The organism is Pseudomonas asplenii, from assembly GCF_900105475.1.
GTDB classification, from domain to species: Bacteria; Pseudomonadota; Gammaproteobacteria; order Pseudomonadales; family Pseudomonadaceae; genus Aquipseudomonas; species Aquipseudomonas asplenii.
The window spans coordinates 1,923,370-1,939,901 of the sequence record NZ_LT629777.1 but is presented as its reverse complement, the minus strand read 5'-3'; the positions used below and the strand labels follow the sequence as shown (position 1 = coordinate 1,939,901).

Here is a 16,532-nt window from a genome sequence, read left to right as displayed (position 1 = left end):
AACATGGCAACTTCATCGGTCGTGGCGGGCCTGACCTTCCTGATCATCGGCGACAGCCACCTGGCGACTCCGTATTTTTTGCTCAATCCCCTGCATGAAGCGCTCAGCCGCCAGGGAGCCCAGGTGCACTCCCTGGGTATCTGCGCAGCCAACGCCGGCGACTGGCTCAAGGCCACGCCCAGCCCCTGCGGCGGTGCCGAACGGCGCGGCAATGCCGAAGCCACGGTACTCGACAATGCCTCGACCCGAGCCATCGGCGAACTGCTGGACAGCGACAAACCCGACCTCGTCGTGATCGTCATGGGCGACACCATGGCCAGCTACGACAAACCGAGCTTCCCCAAAGCCTGGATCTGGCAACAGACCAACAGCCTGGTCAAGGCCATCGCCGCCCACCAACGCCCATGCGTCTGGGTCGGGCCTAGCTGGGGCAGCGAAGGCGGCAAATACGGCAAGACCTACGAGCGGGTGCGAACAATGTCGGACTTTCTCAGCAAGAGCGTTGCGCCCTGCCGCTACATCGATTCGTTGCAGTTCTCCGGCAAGGGCGAGTGGGCAACCATCGACGGCCAGCACCTGACGCTCACCGGCTACAAGGCCTGGAGTGATGCCATCGTCAAGGCGCTGCTGCAGATGCCATTGCCGCGACCAGGAGGCCAATGAACCTCAGGAACGCAACACCGGCAGGCTGGTGGTGGATTTGATCTCGGACAGCGCAACGATGGAGTTGACCTCCTGGATCCCCGGGACCATCGACAGTTTCTCGAAGAAAAACCGCTCGTACGCCTCGATATCGGCAGTGACGATCCGCAACAGGAAATCCACCGCGCCCATCAGCACGTAACACTCCAGCACCTCGGGAAAACCACGGATCGCTTCGGTGAACTCGGTGAAGTTGGAACGGCCGTGGGCGTTGAGTTTCACCTCGGCGAAAATCTGCGTATTGAGGCCGATCTTCTTGCGATCGAGCAGCGTCACCTGGCCGCGGATCACCCCCTCGTCCTTGAGCCGCTGGATTCGCCGCCAACAGGGCGATTGGGACAGCCCTACCTGCTCGGCGATCTGGGCACTGGACAGTGAAGCATCCTCCTGCAGCAACGCCAGGATCCGACGATCATACGCATCCAGCTCACCCTGCATAAAAATACCCCAAACTGTTTATCAGACGAATAATACAATTCTTATTTATGCCAAACCTGTCCATCATAGATAAGAAATACCTGGCTCAGCATGTAAAAATTTCTCCAGCCGATCCAGGAGAAAGACCATGTACCACCTTGATGCCCTCCCCCTTCCACGCCCCGATACCTGGTCTTCCGATAATCCGCACTGCCGGGTGCATTATCAGGTGCAGGCCGAAGCCGAACCGGACCTGCTCTGCCGCCTGCTCAATCTGTTCGCCCTGCAACTGCTCACGCCCCTGCAAGTACAGGCTCGGCAGCATGACGGCCGGTTCCTGATCGAGCTGGAACTGGACGGCCTGAGTTGGCACCGCGCCCAGGTGATCGGTGAAAAAATGCGCAACCTGATCAGCGTTTTCTCCGTGCAATTGCAGTCGTCGGCCCACGTCCAACCACAGGCCCTGCAAGCGGCGGGCTGAGTCCGCGTCGACAAAATCACCGGCCCTGATCCGGTATCGGCACAGACATCAGCCGGCCTCGCGACTATTCTTGGCATTTCGAGGTCAGACAGGGACTACGTCTGGACCATCGTCAAACCAGGAGCCCGCATGCCCGTCGCCTCTCTCACCCAGGATCGCTGGCTGGACCTCAATGAACTGCTGCGTGAGCTGGTCAGCCAGGGCTTCATCAGCCAGGACTCGGCCGAACACGCCATGACCACCCGGCGCAACTTGCAGAACAGCCAGTTGCACCCCCTGGAATTCATCGCCAGCCAGCACTTGCCCGACCTGAGCCGCTCCGGCAAGCCGCTGGACCTGGAAAACCTGACCCTGTGGCTGGCCCAGCAAGCCGGCCAGCCGTACCTGCGCATCGACCCATTGAAGATCGATGTCGCGGCGATCATGCCGTTGATGTCCTATGCCTTCGCCCAGCGCCACAAGATCCTCGCCGTGGCGGTGGACCACGACAGCGTGACCGTGGCCAGCGCCCAACCCCACGTCAAGGCCTGGGAAGCCGACCTGAGCCATGTGCTCAAACTGCCGATCCGCCGCGTGGTGGCCAACCCGGCGGATATCCAGCGCTACACGGTGGAGTTCTTCCGCCTGGCCAAATCGGTCAGCGGCGCCACCCTGGTCGACCAGAAAGGCCACAACCTGGGCAACTTCGAACAACTGCTGAACCTCGGCGCCAGCGACCAGGAGCCGGACGCCAACGACGCGCACATCGTCAACATCGTCGACTGGCTGTTCCAGTACGCCTTCCAGCAGCGTGCCAGCGATATCCATATCGAGCCGCGCCGCGAGCAGGGCACCGTACGCTTTCGCATCGACGGCGTGTTGCACAACGTCTACCAATTCCCGCCCCAGGTGACCATGGCGATCGTCAGCCGGCTCAAGAGCCTGGGCCGGATGAACGTCGCGGAAAAGCGCAAACCCCAGGACGGCCGGGTCAAGACCAAGACTCCGGACGGCGGCGAAGTGGAACTGCGCCTGTCGACCCTGCCGACCGCGTTCGGCGAGAAGATGGTGATGCGGATCTTCGACCCGGAGGTGCTGCTCAAGGATTTCGACCAGCTCGGTTTCTCCGCCGAGGACCTGCGCCGCTGGCAGGACATGACGCGCCAACCCAACGGCATCATTCTGGTCACCGGCCCCACCGGGTCGGGCAAGACCACCACGCTGTACACCACCCTGAAGAAGCTGGCGACGCCGGAGGTCAACCTCTGCACCATCGAAGACCCGATCGAGATGGTCGAGCCGGCCTTCAACCAGATGCAGGTCCAGCACAACATCGACCTGACCTTTGCCAGCGGCGTACGCGCGCTGATGCGCCAGGACCCGGACATCATCATGATCGGCGAAATCCGCGATCTGGAAACCGCCGAAATGGCGATCCAGGCGGCTCTGACCGGCCACCTGGTGCTGTCGACCCTGCACACCAACGATGCGCCAAGCGCCATCAGCCGCCTGCTCGAACTGGGCGTGCCGCACTACCTGATCAAGGCCACGGTGCTCGGGGTCATGGCCCAGCGCCTGGTGCGAACCCTGTGCCCGCACTGCAAGGCGCCGCAGACCCTGTCGGAGGATGACTGGCAGACCCTCACCCGGCCCTGGCAGGCGCCTCTGCCCAGCGGAGCACAACAGGCGGTCGGCTGCCTGGAATGCCGTGACACCGGCTATCGCGGGCGCGCCGGGGTCTACGAGATCATGCTGCTCAGTGACAGCGTCAAGGCGCTGATCCATGCCGACACCGACCTGCTGGCGGTGCGGCGCCAGGCGTTCAAGGACGGCATGCGCAGCCTGCGCCTGTCCGGCGCGCAGAAGATCGCAGCGGGGCTGACCACCATCGAGGAAGTGCTGCGGGTCACGCCCCAGAGCGAGCAGCGTTGAGCTGACAGGAACTCACTGCGCCGGGGTGACGACAAACCAGTCGATCACCCCGACTTCGCTGTTGGGCTTGATGGTCACCGGGGTGGTATCACCGCGCCGCTGGAGAATCGACTGTCCCTCGGCAACCTTCTCGCCCGTGCGCTGGTTGATCGCGTCGTGTTCGCCGGTGGGGCTGAACAGCCAGGCGCCGCGCTCATCGCCACGGACCCGGGTGCCCTGTGGATAAAGCCACTCGCCCAGCGTGGCGGGCCGCGCCAGTTGCCCGTCCCACTTTTCGACGCGCCGTTGGCTGTCGAGATCCAGGCGCAGCGCGGACAGGTGCAGACCATCCAGGGCGATATCCAGGTCGTCGGCGTCCTCGGCCCGCAACATCCAGCCCTGGCGATCGCCACTGAGCACGGTACCGGCCGGCCAGATCACACCGGCCACGTGCACACCGGGAACCAGGTTGCACTGGTCAAAGCGCCAGCGGCTCGGACGATACGTATCCTGCGCCTCGCGCCGGAAACTCACCCATTCGCTCGCGGCACAGGACCAGTCCTCGATGACCCGGTCCCGTTCCAGACGCAGGCGCGATTCACTGTAGCCCGGTGAAAAATCAATCGCCGACACCGGCATTCCGAGGACATCCTGGGGCTCTGGCAGCTCGATGGCCTTCAGGCTCTCCAATCCGTGGGCCTGGGGTTTGCCCTGCCAGTCCTCGGCGTCGAGGGTGACCAGATGCGCCTGGCTGCCTGCCGGAAAACTCAACTCCCCCAGGTGCAGCTCAGCCTCCAGCCGTGGGTTCAGCGCTTGTTGGCGCGCCTGGGACTCGGCATCGATACGCTGGAAATCGCGCCACATCGTGCCGCCCAACCCTGCAAATACCAGGCTCACGACCACCAGGCAGCCATAGCGCCAGGGATTGCGCCGCAGATGGCGCCGCGTGCGCGCGAACAGCAGGGCCACCAGCACCCACAGCAACCCGATCGCGCTGACCACGGCCAGCGCAGCCAACAGGAAGATCAACAGAATGGCGGACGGATCAGGACCGAAGATCATCGAACTCAGACGCTCACAAGCGGGGGCGATGGCCTGCACCTTAACATGGCTCGCGTCCTACAGCCCCGAACACAAATGACACACTTATTATCGAGTCAGAATCGTTATAATCGGCTCATTATCGGCACCTCGATCATCACTCGAACAGGGAATAGTCATGCAAATCGGTAGCGTGCTTCTGCTCTTCGTCGGCCTGGCCATCGCCATCGTCTTCATGGGCTTCAAGGTCGTACCCCAGGGGTATCAATGGACGGTGGAGCGCTTCGGCCGCTATACCACCACCCTCAAGCCGGGCCTGAACATCATCGTCCCGGTCATGGACCGCATCGGCCGCAAGATCAACGTGATGGAAAGCGTGCTGGACATCCCGCCGCAGGAAGTCATCACCTCCGACAACGCCACGGTGCAGATCGACGCTGTGTGTTTCTTCCAGGTGGTCAACACGGCCCAGGCCGCCTACGAGGTGAACAACCTCGAACACGCCATCCGCAACCTGCTGCAGACCAACATCCGTACCGTGCTCGGCTCCATGGAACTCGACGCGATGCTCGGCCAGCGTGACACCATCAACGAAAAGCTGCTGCGCACCGTCGATGAAGCCACCGCGCCGTGGGGCATAAAGATCACCCGGATCGAAATCAAGGACATCAGCCCGCCGGCCGACCTGATGGCGGCCATGTCCGGGCAGATGAAGGCCGAGCGGGTCAAGCGCGCGCAGATCCTCGAAGCCGAAGGCCTGCGCGCCTCGGCAATCCTCACCGCCGAAGGCAAGAAGCAGGCACAGATCCTCGAAGCCGAAGGTAATCGCCAGGCCGCCTTCCTCGAATCCGAAGCCCGCGAGCGGGAAGCCGAAGCCGAGGCCCGGGCGACCCAGGTGGTGTCCGAAGCGATTGCCAACGGTAACGTGCAGGCGGTTAACTACTTCGTCGCACAGAAATACGTCGAGGCGCTTGGCAAACTGGCCTCCGCCAACAACAGCAAGGTGATCCTGATGCCGCTGGAAGCCAGCCAGGTCATCGGTGCCGTGGGCGGCATCGGCGAAATCGTCAAGGCCACCTTCGACGGCAAGAAGACCTGAGGCAGCGGCCATGTGGCAATTCCTGCAACACCTGTCCTTCTGGGACTGGCTGGCACTCGGCACCCTGCTGCTGATACTCGAAGTCTTCGGCGCTGGCGGCTACCTGCTCTGGGTCGGTATCGCGGCGGCGGCGGTCGGCGTACTGACCTTCGTGATTCCCGGCCTGCCATGGGCCTTGCAGTTCCTGCTGTTCGGCCTGCTGTCGGTGCTGACCGCCGTGTACTGGTGGAAGCGCCAGCGCGCCGCCAGCAGTGCCAGCGACCAGCCGGGGCTCAACGAACGCGGCCATGAGCTGATCGGCAAGACCTTCCTGGTGCAATCGGCCATCACCGGTGGACGCGGCAAGATCAAGGTCGGCGACGGCGTGTGGCTGGTGACCGGCCCGGATGCCGAGGTCGGGGCGCGCGTGCGGGTGATCAGCCAGAACGGCGCGATCCTGCAGGTCGAGACACTTGAATAAACGCAACGGAACTCCGTATCGCTGGCTGCGATCAAAGGCTACATACCACCCCAGCGGAGTAACCATCATGCGTCTCAAATATGCTGTCGCCACTGCGGCATTGCTGTCTCTCCCCATTGGTTCGGCCATGGCCGATGGTTTCTGGCGCAATGTCATTTCGTCCGGCGCGACCACCGGCTCGACCTACCTGACCTTCAAGGATCACAAGATGATCGTCGCAGCCCAGGATGATGCCGGCAGCTTCGTCGCCAGCGACGGCAACATCCGTGGCCCCTACCTGGAGGCCGCCATGCAGAAAGTGCGGGCCGACAACCCGGATCTGAAGGCCAGTGACATGGAGCTGGCCAACGCGATCCTGGCGAAAAACGCCCTGACCGACGAGTGATCCACAGGCTCGCTCGTTGATCCATTAAAAACGCCGACAATCAGTCGGCGTTTTTCATCGCCTCACGGCAACACGGGCGAACACTGCGTTGCGAACACTGTAAAAACCGCCTGGCAACCCGTTACCCCGACCGTCGCGAAGCATCCGTTCAGCGTCAGGACAGTAAAAAGCACCGAAATTTCACATCAGATCAGTATCATCGATGACCTCGCGGTATTGCTGCCTATCCTTTACCCTCTGTGAATATTTCCCGGCCTTTAACATCGGACGTCACGACCCCATGAGCCCACTGCCTTTCCTGCCCTTCTCCAAACCCACCATCGATGAAGCGACCATTTCCTCGGTTGCCGAAGTCCTGCGCTCCGGCTGGATCACCAGCGGTCCGAAGGTGGCGGCCTTTGAGGCCCAGTTGTCGGAATACTTCGGCGGACGTCCGGTGCGTACCTTCAACTCCGGCACCTGCACCATGGAGATCGCCCTGCGGATCGCCGGCATCGGCCCGGGTGATGAAGTCATCACCACACCGATTTCCTGGGTCGCCACCGCCAACGTGATCATCGAAGTCGGCGCCACCCCGGTGTTCGCCGATATCGACCCGGTGACCCGCAATATCGACCTGGACCAGGTCGAGGCCGCAATCACCCCACGCACCAAGGCGATCATCCCGGTGTACCTGTCCGGCCTGCCGGTGGACATGGACCGCCTCTACACCATCGCGAAAAAGCACAACCTGCGCATCGTCGAAGACGCCGCCCAGGCTTTGGGTTCGGAGTGGAACGGCAAGAAAATCGGCGCCCTCGGCGACTTCGTCTCGTTCAGCTTCCAGGCGAACAAGAACATCACCTCTTCCGAAGGCGGCTGCCTGGTACTGAACAATGCCGAGGAAGCGCGTCTGGCGGAGAAATATCGCCTGCAAGGCGTGACCCGCACCGGCCATGATGGCCTGGATGTGGATGTGCTCGGTGGCAAGTTCAACATGACCGACGTCGCCGCGGCCATCGGCCTCGGGCAATTCGCTCATATCGACGCGATTACTGCCCATCGCCGTGCAATGGCCGAGTACTACTTCGAATGCCTTGGCAGCGATTTCGAGGAAAAGTACGGCGCACAACTGCCGGTGAAGGACTTCACCCACAGCAACTGGCACATGTTCCAGCTGGTGTTGCCTGAGCGTCAGGACGGTCGCCCGGCGCGGGATACGTTCATGGAGGACATGAAGCAGCAGGGCATCGGCATCGGCTACCACTACCCGGCGATCCACCTGCTGAGCCTGTACCGCGCCCGCGGCTTCAAGGAAGGCATGTTTCCGATCGCCGAGCGGGTTGGCCGCCTGATCGTCTCGTTGCCAATGTTCAACGTGATCACCAAGGCCGATGTCGAGCGTTCAGCGGCTGCGGTCAAGGCCGCACTCTCGCGCTGAGACCGAGGCGACGGCTCTATTCGCGATTCGCGGGCAAGTCGGATCGCCGCACTGCAAGCTCCTACCGTTTTGCAGTCGTCCGTAGTGCTTGTATACGGCCGATAACCTGGAGCTGCTGCAGTGCAGCGATCCGACTTGCTCGCGAAAGGGGCCTGAGACCCTGCGCCGATTTACTCGCCGATGATGGCCTTGTAGCCAGCGGCATCCAGCAGTTTTTCCAGCTCGGCCGGATTGCTCGGCTTGAGCTTGAATATCCACGACGCGTAAGGTTCTTCGTTGAGCAGCTCCGGCGAATCCGCCAGGTCCTCGTTCACTGCAATCACTTCGCCGGACACCGGCGCATAGATATCGGAAGCGGCCTTCACCGACTCCACCACACCAGCCGCATCACCCGCAGCGAAGACTGTGCCGACTTCCGTCAGCTCGACGAATACCACATCCCCAAGGGCTTGCTGAGCGTGGTCGCTGATACCCACGGTCACCGAACCATCGGCTTCCAGACGGGCCCACTCATGACTTTCGGCAAAACGCAGATCGGCAGGGATAACGCTCATATTTAAGTATCCTCGAGAAAAAGTGTCAGCAGCCTGCAATGCAGGCTCGCCGGATAAGATCAGATCAAGGTTTTGCCATGACGCACGAACGTCGGCCTTACCACGCGAACCGGGTACCATTTGCCGCGAATTTCAACTTCAGCGCGATCGGCCGTAGCCATGGGAACACGCGCCAACGCAATGGACTTGCTCAGCGTAGGAGAGAAACTACCACTGGTGATCTCACCTTCGCCAACCTCGGCGATACGAACCACTTGATGAGCGCGCAAAACCCCGCGCTCTTCCAGGACCAATCCGACCAGTTTGAGCCCAGGTCCCTCCGCTCTCTGCCTCTCAAGGGCGGCACGGCCGATGAAATCGCGGGTGCTCGGCTCCCAGGCGATGGTCCAGGCCATGTTGGCGGCCAGCGGCGAGACATTCAGGTCGATGTCCTGGCCGTAGAGGTTCATGCCGGCCTCGAGCCGCAGGGTGTCGCGGGCACCGAGGCCGATCGGTGAAATGCCGGCGCCGACCAGATCGTTGAAGAACGCCGGGGCCTGCTCGGCCGGCAGCACGATTTCCAGGCCATCCTCGCCGGTGTAGCCGGTACGGGCGATGAACCAGTCACCGTCGCTGCGGCCTTCGAAGGGTTTGAGCTGCTGGATCACTTGACTACGGGACTGGCTCACCAGCTCACCGATCCGGTGCCGGGCCTGCGGGCCCTGGATAGCCAGCATCGCAAGCTCGGGACGCTCCAGCAACTGCACGTCGAAACTGCCGAGCTGGGCGTTCATCCAGGCCAGGTCCTGGTCGCGGGTGGCCGCGTTTACCACCAGCCGGTAACCGGAATCGGTGCGGTAGACGATCATGTCGTCGACCACCCCGCCCTGCTCGTTGAGCATGGCGCTGTAGAGGGCTCGGCCCGGGCTGCCGAGTCGCTCGACATCGTTGGCCAGCAGGTACTGCAACCAGGCCTTGGCCTGGCTGCCGGCGACATCGATCACCGTCATGTGCGAAACATCGAAAACCCCGCAATCGCGACGCACCTGATGGTGCTCCTCGACTTGCGAGCCGTAGTGCAGAGGCATATCCCAACCGCCAAAATCGACCATCTTCGCGCCGAGGGCGAGGTGCAGGTCATACAAAGGCGTGCGCTGTCCCATGGGTTTCTCCTTCCGGGCGTGGCGAAGGTGCGGGCAGGTGATGGACTGACTGTAGCCCTTTATGAATGGGGCCTTGAGCCATATTCCCGCACCCGGTCTGTCAGACGGACCGCACCGAATGCCGCGCATTGTAGCCGCAAGGCACCGAGCTGGCACCTAACCGATTTGCCTGGCCGAACGCCGGATCAGGCCGATCACCGGCAACAGGCCGACCAGCACCAGGGTCAAGGCCGGCAACGAGGCCCGCGCCCACTCGCCTTCGCTGGTCATCTCGAAGACCCGCACCGCCAGCGTATCCCAGCCAAACGGGCGCATCAGCAGGGTCGCGGGCATTTCCTTGAGCACATCGACGAACACCAGCAACGCCGCACTCAGGGTGCCGGGCACCAGCAACGGCAGATACACTTTGAAAAACAGTCGTGGTCCACCGACGCCCAGGCTGCGGGCCGCCTCAGGCAACGACGGACGAATACGCTCCAGGCTGTTTTCCAGCGGCCCATAGGCGACGGCGATAAAACGCACCAGGTAGGCCAACAACAGCGCCGAAAGACTGCCCAGCAACAAGGGCTTGCCAGCGCCGCCCAGCCAACTCGACAACGGAATCACCCACTCGCGGTCCAGGTAACTGAAAGCCAGCATGATCGACACCGCCAGCACCGAGCCGGGCAGTGCATAACCGAGATTGGCCAGGCTGACGCCGCTCCGAATCACCCGGGTCGGTGCCTGACGGCGCGCGAAGGCCAGCAGCATCGCCACCGCCACCGTCACCAGCGCAGCCATGCCACCCAGGTACAGGGTATGCAGGATCAGCCCGGTGTAGCGCTCATCGAGGTCGAAGCGCCCGCGCCGCCAGAACCACGCCAGCAGTTGCAGCAACGGCACGACAAAGGCACAGGCGAATACCAGCAGACACCAGCCACTGGCCGCCCAGGCCTTGAAACCCTGTAGTCGGTACAACGCACTGCCCCTTGGTCGCTCGTTGCCAGCGCGACTGGCGCCCCGTGCCCGCCGCTCGCCATAGAGCACCAGCATCACCGCGAGCAGCAGCAGGCTGGCCAGTTGAGCGGCGCTGGAAAGACTGAAGAAGCCGTACCAGGTCTTGTAGATCGCGGTCGTGAAGGTATCGAAGTTGAACACTGAGACCGCACCGAAATCCGCCAGGGTTTCCATCAGCGCCAAGGCCACACCCGCACCGATGGCCGGACGTGCCATCGGCAGGGCAACCCGCCAGAACGCCTGCCATGGCGACTGGCCGAGGACCCGGGCGGCCTCCATCAGCCCCTTGCCCTGGGCCAGGAACGCACTGCGCGCCAATAGGTAGACATAGGGGTAGAACACCAGCACCAGCACCAGAATCACCCCGCCGGTGGAACGCACCCGTGGCAGGCGCAGGCTGCTGCCGAAGACTTCGCGCAGCAAGGTCTGCACCGGGCCGGAAAAATCCAGCAGACCGACGAAGACAAACGCCAGGACATAGGCCGGAATGGCGAAAGGCAGCATCAGCGCCCAGTCGAGCCAGCGCCGACCGGGGAATTCGCAGAGACTGGTCAGCCAGGCCAGGCTGACACCGAGCAGGGTGACGCCGACACCGACACCGGCCACCAGGGTCAGGGTATTGCCCAGCAGGCGGGGCATCTGGGTATCCCAGAGGTGGGACCAGATCTGTGTGTCGACCGACTGCCAGGACAGCAATAATACGCTCAGCGGCAACAGCACCAGGGCGGCGACGGCGAAGACCAGCGGATACCAGCGGCGTTGAATGGGGTGGGCCAAGAAGTTTCTCGGTTGAGGTTATGTACACCCCCTTGCAGGAGCGGGGCTTGCCCACTAAGAACGATAACGCGGTCTCACTGACGCACCGTATCGTCTCATTCGCGGGCAAGCCGCGCTCCTACAGGGAAGGTGTAGGTGGGGTCAGTTCCAGCCCGCGCGGTCCATCAGGCGGATCGCCTCGGCCTGGCGCTTGCCGGCGATTTCCACTGGCAGGGCATCAGGCACGAACTTGCCCCAGCTCGCCACTTCCGCCGACGGCGGTACCGCCGGGTTTGCCGGGAACTCCTGGTTCACATCGGCAAAGATACGCTGGGCCTCAGGCGTGGTCATCCACTCCACCAGCGCCTTGGCCGCTTCCGGGTGCGGGGCATGTTTGGTCAGGCCGATACCCGACAGGTTCACATGCACGCCACGGTCGCCCTGGTTCGGCCAGAACAGCTTCACCGCCAGGTTCGGGTTCTGCTTGTGCAGGCGCCCGTAGTAGTAGGTATTGACGATACCGACGTCGCACTGCCCGGCATTGATCGCCTCAAGCACCGCGATGTCATCGGAAAACACGTCGGTGGACAGGTTGTTCACCCAGCCCTTGAGGATCTGCTCGGTCTTTTCCGCGCCATGGACCTCGATCAGCGTGGCAGTCAGTGACTGGTTGTAGACCTTCTTCGCCGTGCGCAGGCACAGGCGGCCTTCCCACTGCTTGTCAGCCAGCGCTTCGTAAGTGGTCAGATCCGTGGGTTTCACCCGCTCGGTGGAGTACGCCAGAGTCCGTGCGCGCAGGCTCAGGCCGGTCCACTGATGGGCCGAGGAACGATACTGCAATGGAATATTGCTATCGATGGTCTTCGAGGTGAACGGCTGCAGGATGCCCATCTGCTCGGCCTGCCAGAGGTTGCCAGCGTCGACGGTCAGCAGCAGGTCGGCGGTGGCGTTCTCGCCTTCGGCCTTGATCCGCTGCATCAGCGGCGCTTCCTTGTCGGTGATGAACTTCACCTTGACCCCGGTCTTCTGGGTATAGGCATCAAACACCGGCTTGATCAGTTCGTCGATCCGCGAGGAATAGACCACCACTTCGTCGGCAGCGTGGGCGGCGCCCGCCGCCAGGGTAAGGGCCAGGGCTGTCAGTAGGCGCTTGGGTGCCGACATGGGAGCGATCTCTCGAGTTCGAAATGAACGCGAAATGATAGTGACTCACATTTGGTGCCTCAACCGAAGTCGGAACAGAGGCGTTACCAGATGTTGCACGAGTCGCCGAAAGCCCCTCAGGCCCTCGCCAGTTCCGGCAGATCGCCCGTCAGGCCCAATGCCTGGCGCACGAACAGCGCCTTGGCCTCGGGCATCTGCTCGACCATCTTCAAGCCGGTGTTGCGCAACCAGCGCAATGGCAGCCGATCGGCCTGGAACAGCCGCTCGAAGCCTTCCATCGCTGCCATCAACCCCAGGTTGTGCGGCATGCGCCGACGCTCGAAGCGGCTCAGCACCTGCACATTCGCCAGCCGCTCACCCCGCTCGAGCGCATGCAGCAACACCTCGGCCAAGACGGCGGCGTCAAGGAAGCCCAGGTTCACGCCCTGTCCGGCCAGCGGATGGATGGTGTGGGCCGCATCGCCGATCAAAGCCAGCCCTTCGGCGACGTAACGTTTGGCGTGACGCTGACGCAAAGGGACGCAGAGTCGCGGATCGACGGCGATCACCTCGCCGAGACGCCCCTCGAAGGCCCGCTCCAGTTCGCCACGGAATGCCCCCTCGTCGAGCGCCATCAGGCGCTCGGCTTCGCCCGGGGTGGTCGACCAGACGATCGAACACCAATCCTGCCCGCCATCGCGATCCAGCGGCAGAAAGGCCAGCGGCCCATCATCGGTAAACCGCTGCCACGCGGTCATCCGGTGTGGCCGGCTGCTGCGCACGCTGGTGACGATGGCGTGATGCATGTAATCCCATTCCCGCGTCGCGCAGCCGGCCAGGCGGCGCACCGCCGAATTGGCACCGTCGGCGGCAATCACCAGCGCTGAACGCAGCTTGCGGCCATCGGCCAGGGTCAGCAGCCAGTCGTCACCGGAACGGCGCATCTGCTCCAGCCGCGCATTGGCCAGCAAGCCCATGTCGCAGTCGTGCAGACGTTCGAGCAAGGCGTCCTGGACCACCCGGTTCTCGACGATATGCCCCAGCACCTCGGCATGCACGCTGGCGGCCGAGAAATGCACCTGTCCGGTACCGCTGCCGTCCCAGACCTGCATGTCACGGTAGGGGCTGGCACGTCGGCCGGCAATGCCCGGCCACACATCCAGACGCTCAAGAATACGCTGGCTGGCGGCCGACAAGGCACTCACCCGGGGTTCGAACGGGGCCTGCGGATCGAACGGCTTGACGCTCATCGGGCCGCCGTCGAGCAGCAGCACCTGCAGGCCACTGTCTTTCAACGCCAGGGCCAGGGCACTGCCAACCATCCCAGCCCCGACAATCAGCACATCTGCGCGCATTTCCATGCTTCAAGCCTGTAGTAAAAAGTGAGCCTGCCCCTTGCAGGAGCCGTCTTGCTGGCGATCAACGATAACGCAGCCCGACAGACGCACCGCGCCGTCAGCTATCGCCAGCAAGCCGGCTCCCACAGGGAATGGAGTGATGGGTCGATCAGACATCGGCACGTGTCCCCAGGCCCATGGCCTGACGGGCGAACCAGCGCTTGGCCGGCGGCAGCAGATCGAGCCCCAGCAGGCCGAGATTGCGCCCCAGCGCGACCAGCGGTTGGCCGCTGCCGAACAGGCGGGTGACCCGGTCCGAAAAGCCGACGGTCAGTGTCTGGTCCAGGCGCTGACGCTCCTGATAACCGCGCAGGGTGGCAAACTCGCCCAGCGGTGCCTCGCTGGCCAGCAAGGCTTCGGCCAGGGCCTGGGCATCGCGCAGGGACAGGTTGAAACCCTGTCCGGCAATCGGGTGCAGGCTGTGGGCGGCATTGCCCAGCACCACCAGGTGTGGGCGGACCTGCTCCTCGGCCTCCACCAGGGTCAACGGATACAGATGTCGCGCGCCGACCTGCTTCAACGTCCCGAGGCGATAGCCGAATACCCCCTGCAGCTCGCTGAGGAAGCTGCGCTCGTCCAGTTGCGCGAGTCGCTGGGCGTCCATTCCGAGGCGGGTCCAGACCAACGCACAACGGTTGTCCGCCAACGGCAGCAGGGCCATCGGCCCTTCGTCGGTAAAGCGCTCGAAGGCCATGCCATGATGGGCTTCGCTCGGCGAAATATTGGCGATCAACGCGCTCTGGTTGTACGGGCGCTTGCGCACGCCGATACCCAGTTGCTCACGCAGACCGGAACGGCCGCCATCGGCCAGCACGGCCAGGTCGCAATCGAGCACGGTGTCATCGTTGAGGCTCAGGCGATAGCCGTCTTCCAGTGGCTGCAGACGGGTCACCTCGGCCGGGCAGCGCCAACTGACCACATCCTGATCCAGCCCCTGCCAGAGGCATTGCCCGAGCCAGGCGTTCTCCACCACATAACCCAGGGCCGGCACGCCTTCTTCGATGGCCGACAGCCGCGCCGTGGAAAAACGCCCACGGTCGGACACGTGAATCTGCTTGATCGGCTCGGCGCGCTGGGCAATCGACTGCCACAGGCCGAGGCGTTCGTAAATCTGCCGGGCGCCGAAGGACAACGCCGAGGAACGGGCGTCATAGCTCGGCTGGTAGCTGTCGCCAGGAGCAAAAGGCTCGATCAGCACAATCTTCCAGCCGCGCGCCTTGGCGCCGGCCTGCAGCGTCAGCGCCAGGCTGGCACCGACCAGGCCGCCACCAATGATTGCCAGATTGAACCGGCTCATGCTGCCGAGGCTCGGGCAGCGGCCATCAGGGCCTCGATCTCGGCCACGGTCCTGGGCACACCGCCGGTCAGAATTTCACAACCTTGCTTGGTCACCACTACGTCGTCCTCGATGCGTACGCCAATGCCGCGCCATTTCTTCGCCACGTTCTGGTTGTCGGGGGCAATGTAGATCCCCGGCTCCACCGTCAGCGCCATGCCCACCTCCAGCACGCGCCATTGGTCACCGACCTTGTAGTCGCCGACATCATGCACATCCATCCCCAGCCAATGGCCGGCACGATGCATGTAGAAGGCCCGGTAGGCCTCGGTGCCGATCAGATCCTGGACTTCGCCCTGCAACAACCCCAGCTCCACCAGACCCCGGGTGATTACCTGTACCGTGGCTTCGTGCGCCTGGTTCCAGTGCTTGTCCGGGGCGATCTCGGCGAATGCCGCTTCCTGGGCGGCCAGCACCAGTTCGTAGATCGCTTTCTGCTCGGGCGAAAACTTGCCATTGACCGGCCAGGTCCGGGTGATATCGCTGGCATAACAGTCGATCTCGCAACCGGCATCGATCAGCACCAGGTCGCCATCCTTGAGCAACGCGTCATTCTGCTGGTAATGCAGGATGCAGCTATTGCGCCCGGCGGCGACGATCGAACCGTAGGCTGGCATCTTCGCGCCGCCCTTACGAAACTCGTAGTCCAGTTCGGCCTCCAGGCTGAACTCATGCAGGCCGGCACGCGCCGCCTGCATGGCCCGCACATGGGCACGGGCGGAAATCGCCGCGGCCTCACGCATCACCTTCACTTCCGCCGCCGATTTATACAGGCGCATGTCGTGCAGCAGATGATCCAGGGCAACGAATTCGTTCGGCGGCTGCGCGCCGAGGTGCGCCTTGGAACGGATCACGTTGATCCAGTCCATCAGGTGCCGGTCGAACTCCGGGTTGCTGCCCATCGCCGAATACACCCGGTCGCGCCCTTCGATCAGGCCCGGCAGGATGTCGTCGATGTCATTGATGGGAAACGCATCGTCGGCGCCATAATCGCGGATCGCGCCCTCCTGACCCGCACGCAGGCCATCCCAGAGTTCGCGCTCGGCATTGCGCTCGCGGCAGAACAGCACGTACTCGCCGTGGACCCGGCCGGGGATCAGCACGATCACCGCCTGGGGCTCGGGAAAACCGCTGAGGTACTGGAAATCGCTGTCCTGGCGATAGACATGCTCGACATCGCGGTTGCGGATGACCACTGCGGCGGCCGGCAGGATCGCGATGCTGTTGGGTTCCATCTGCGCCATCAACGCCTTGCGACGTCGGGCGTATTCCGCTTTGGGGATATGGATCATGGGCAGATGGAACTCCCGTCA

General features: G+C 63.2%; 16 protein-coding genes. 7 read left to right on the top strand and 9 right to left on the bottom strand.

All coding sequences use genetic code 11. The features are described 5' to 3' along the window. Positions 1 to 3: 3 nt before the first annotated feature. On the top strand, positions 4 to 663 hold the full coding sequence (locus BLU37_RS08800) for an SGNH/GDSL hydrolase family protein (RefSeq protein ID WP_090204097.1): 660 nt from the start codon (positions 4 to 6) through the stop codon (positions 661 to 663). A 3-nt stretch (positions 664 to 666) separates the two neighbouring features. Here the strand turns inward: BLU37_RS08800 and BLU37_RS08795 are convergent, their stop codons facing one another. Next, entirely contained in the window at positions 667 to 1,140 is a 474-nt protein-coding gene (locus tag BLU37_RS08795) for an Lrp/AsnC family transcriptional regulator (protein WP_010450665.1), read from the bottom strand. Between the two features lie 127 nt (positions 1,141 to 1,267). On the opposite strand from BLU37_RS08795, the gene BLU37_RS08790 reads away from it, so the two are divergent. Next, positions 1,268 to 1,600: a hypothetical protein gene (locus BLU37_RS08790; protein ID WP_090204094.1), complete on the top strand. Its 333-nt coding sequence runs from the start codon at positions 1,268 to 1,270 to the stop codon at positions 1,598 to 1,600. Between the two features lie 129 nt (positions 1,601 to 1,729). Then, positions 1,730 to 3,511, top strand: a complete 1,782-nt coding sequence (locus BLU37_RS08785; RefSeq protein WP_090204091.1) for a GspE/PulE family protein — start codon at positions 1,730 to 1,732, stop codon at positions 3,509 to 3,511. Between the two features lie 12 nt (positions 3,512 to 3,523). Here the strand turns inward: BLU37_RS08785 and BLU37_RS08780 are convergent, their stop codons facing one another. After that, positions 3,524 to 4,591, bottom strand: a complete 1,068-nt coding sequence (locus BLU37_RS08780) for a hypothetical protein (protein ID WP_232000485.1) — start codon at positions 4,589 to 4,591, stop codon at positions 3,524 to 3,526. 118 nt (positions 4,592 to 4,709) lie between these two features. Between BLU37_RS08780 and BLU37_RS08775 the strand changes: the two genes are divergently transcribed. The 4 genes from BLU37_RS08775 (at position 4,710) to BLU37_RS08760 (ending at position 7,895) form a co-directional block, all read left to right on the top strand. Further along, a complete protein-coding gene (locus BLU37_RS08775) occupies positions 4,710 to 5,630 on the top strand; it encodes an SPFH domain-containing protein (protein WP_010450673.1) in 921 nt (306 codons plus the stop codon). A 10-nt stretch (positions 5,631 to 5,640) separates the two neighbouring features. Then, a complete protein-coding gene (locus BLU37_RS08770; RefSeq protein ID WP_090204086.1) occupies positions 5,641 to 6,090 on the top strand; it encodes an NfeD family protein in 450 nt (149 codons plus the stop codon). A 67-nt stretch (positions 6,091 to 6,157) separates the two neighbouring features. Continuing rightward, the gene (locus BLU37_RS08765; protein ID WP_010450677.1) at positions 6,158 to 6,475 is read left to right on the top strand and encodes a DUF2388 domain-containing protein; all 318 of its coding nucleotides are present in this window, start codon (positions 6,158 to 6,160) and stop codon (positions 6,473 to 6,475) included. A 280-nt stretch (positions 6,476 to 6,755) separates the two neighbouring features. Then, positions 6,756 to 7,895 (top strand): DegT/DnrJ/EryC1/StrS family aminotransferase, encoded by a 1,140-nt coding sequence (locus BLU37_RS08760; RefSeq protein WP_090204082.1) that lies wholly within the window; start codon positions 6,756 to 6,758, stop codon positions 7,893 to 7,895. A gap of 170 nt (positions 7,896 to 8,065) precedes the next feature. On the opposite strand, the gene gcvH is transcribed toward BLU37_RS08760, so the two are convergent. From gcvH to pepP, 7 genes are all read right to left on the bottom strand, one after another. Next, complete coding sequence (gene gcvH, locus BLU37_RS08755) at positions 8,066 to 8,449, bottom strand: glycine cleavage system protein GcvH (protein WP_010450680.1); 384 nt, start codon at positions 8,447 to 8,449, stop codon at positions 8,066 to 8,068. A gap of 59 nt (positions 8,450 to 8,508) precedes the next feature. Then, positions 8,509 to 9,591 carry a glycine cleavage system aminomethyltransferase GcvT gene (gene gcvT, locus BLU37_RS08750; RefSeq protein WP_090204080.1) on the bottom strand — a complete coding sequence of 361 codons (1,083 nt, stop codon included), beginning with the start codon at positions 9,589 to 9,591 and terminating at the stop codon, positions 8,509 to 8,511. Between the two features lie 156 nt (positions 9,592 to 9,747). Then, positions 9,748 to 11,364 (bottom strand): ABC transporter permease, encoded by a 1,617-nt coding sequence (locus BLU37_RS08745; RefSeq protein ID WP_090204076.1) that lies wholly within the window; start codon positions 11,362 to 11,364, stop codon positions 9,748 to 9,750. 141 nt (positions 11,365 to 11,505) lie between these two features. After that, positions 11,506 to 12,507, bottom strand: a complete 1,002-nt coding sequence (locus BLU37_RS08740; RefSeq protein WP_010450687.1) for an extracellular solute-binding protein — start codon at positions 12,505 to 12,507, stop codon at positions 11,506 to 11,508. Positions 12,508 to 12,623: 116 nt separating this feature from the next. Beyond that, a complete protein-coding gene (locus tag BLU37_RS08735; protein WP_172833095.1) occupies positions 12,624 to 13,841 on the bottom strand; it encodes a 2-octaprenyl-3-methyl-6-methoxy-1,4-benzoquinol hydroxylase in 1,218 nt (405 codons plus the stop codon). A gap of 151 nt (positions 13,842 to 13,992) precedes the next feature. Further along, positions 13,993 to 15,180: a 2-octaprenyl-6-methoxyphenyl hydroxylase gene (ubiH, locus tag BLU37_RS08730; RefSeq protein WP_090204073.1), complete on the bottom strand. Its 1,188-nt coding sequence runs from the start codon at positions 15,178 to 15,180 to the stop codon at positions 13,993 to 13,995. Continuing rightward, positions 15,177 to 16,511, bottom strand: a complete 1,335-nt coding sequence (pepP, locus tag BLU37_RS08725) for a Xaa-Pro aminopeptidase (RefSeq protein ID WP_090204070.1) — start codon at positions 16,509 to 16,511, stop codon at positions 15,177 to 15,179. Before pepP ends, ubiH begins: the two co-directional genes overlap by 4 nt. Between the last annotated feature and the right edge of the window lie 21 nt (positions 16,512 to 16,532).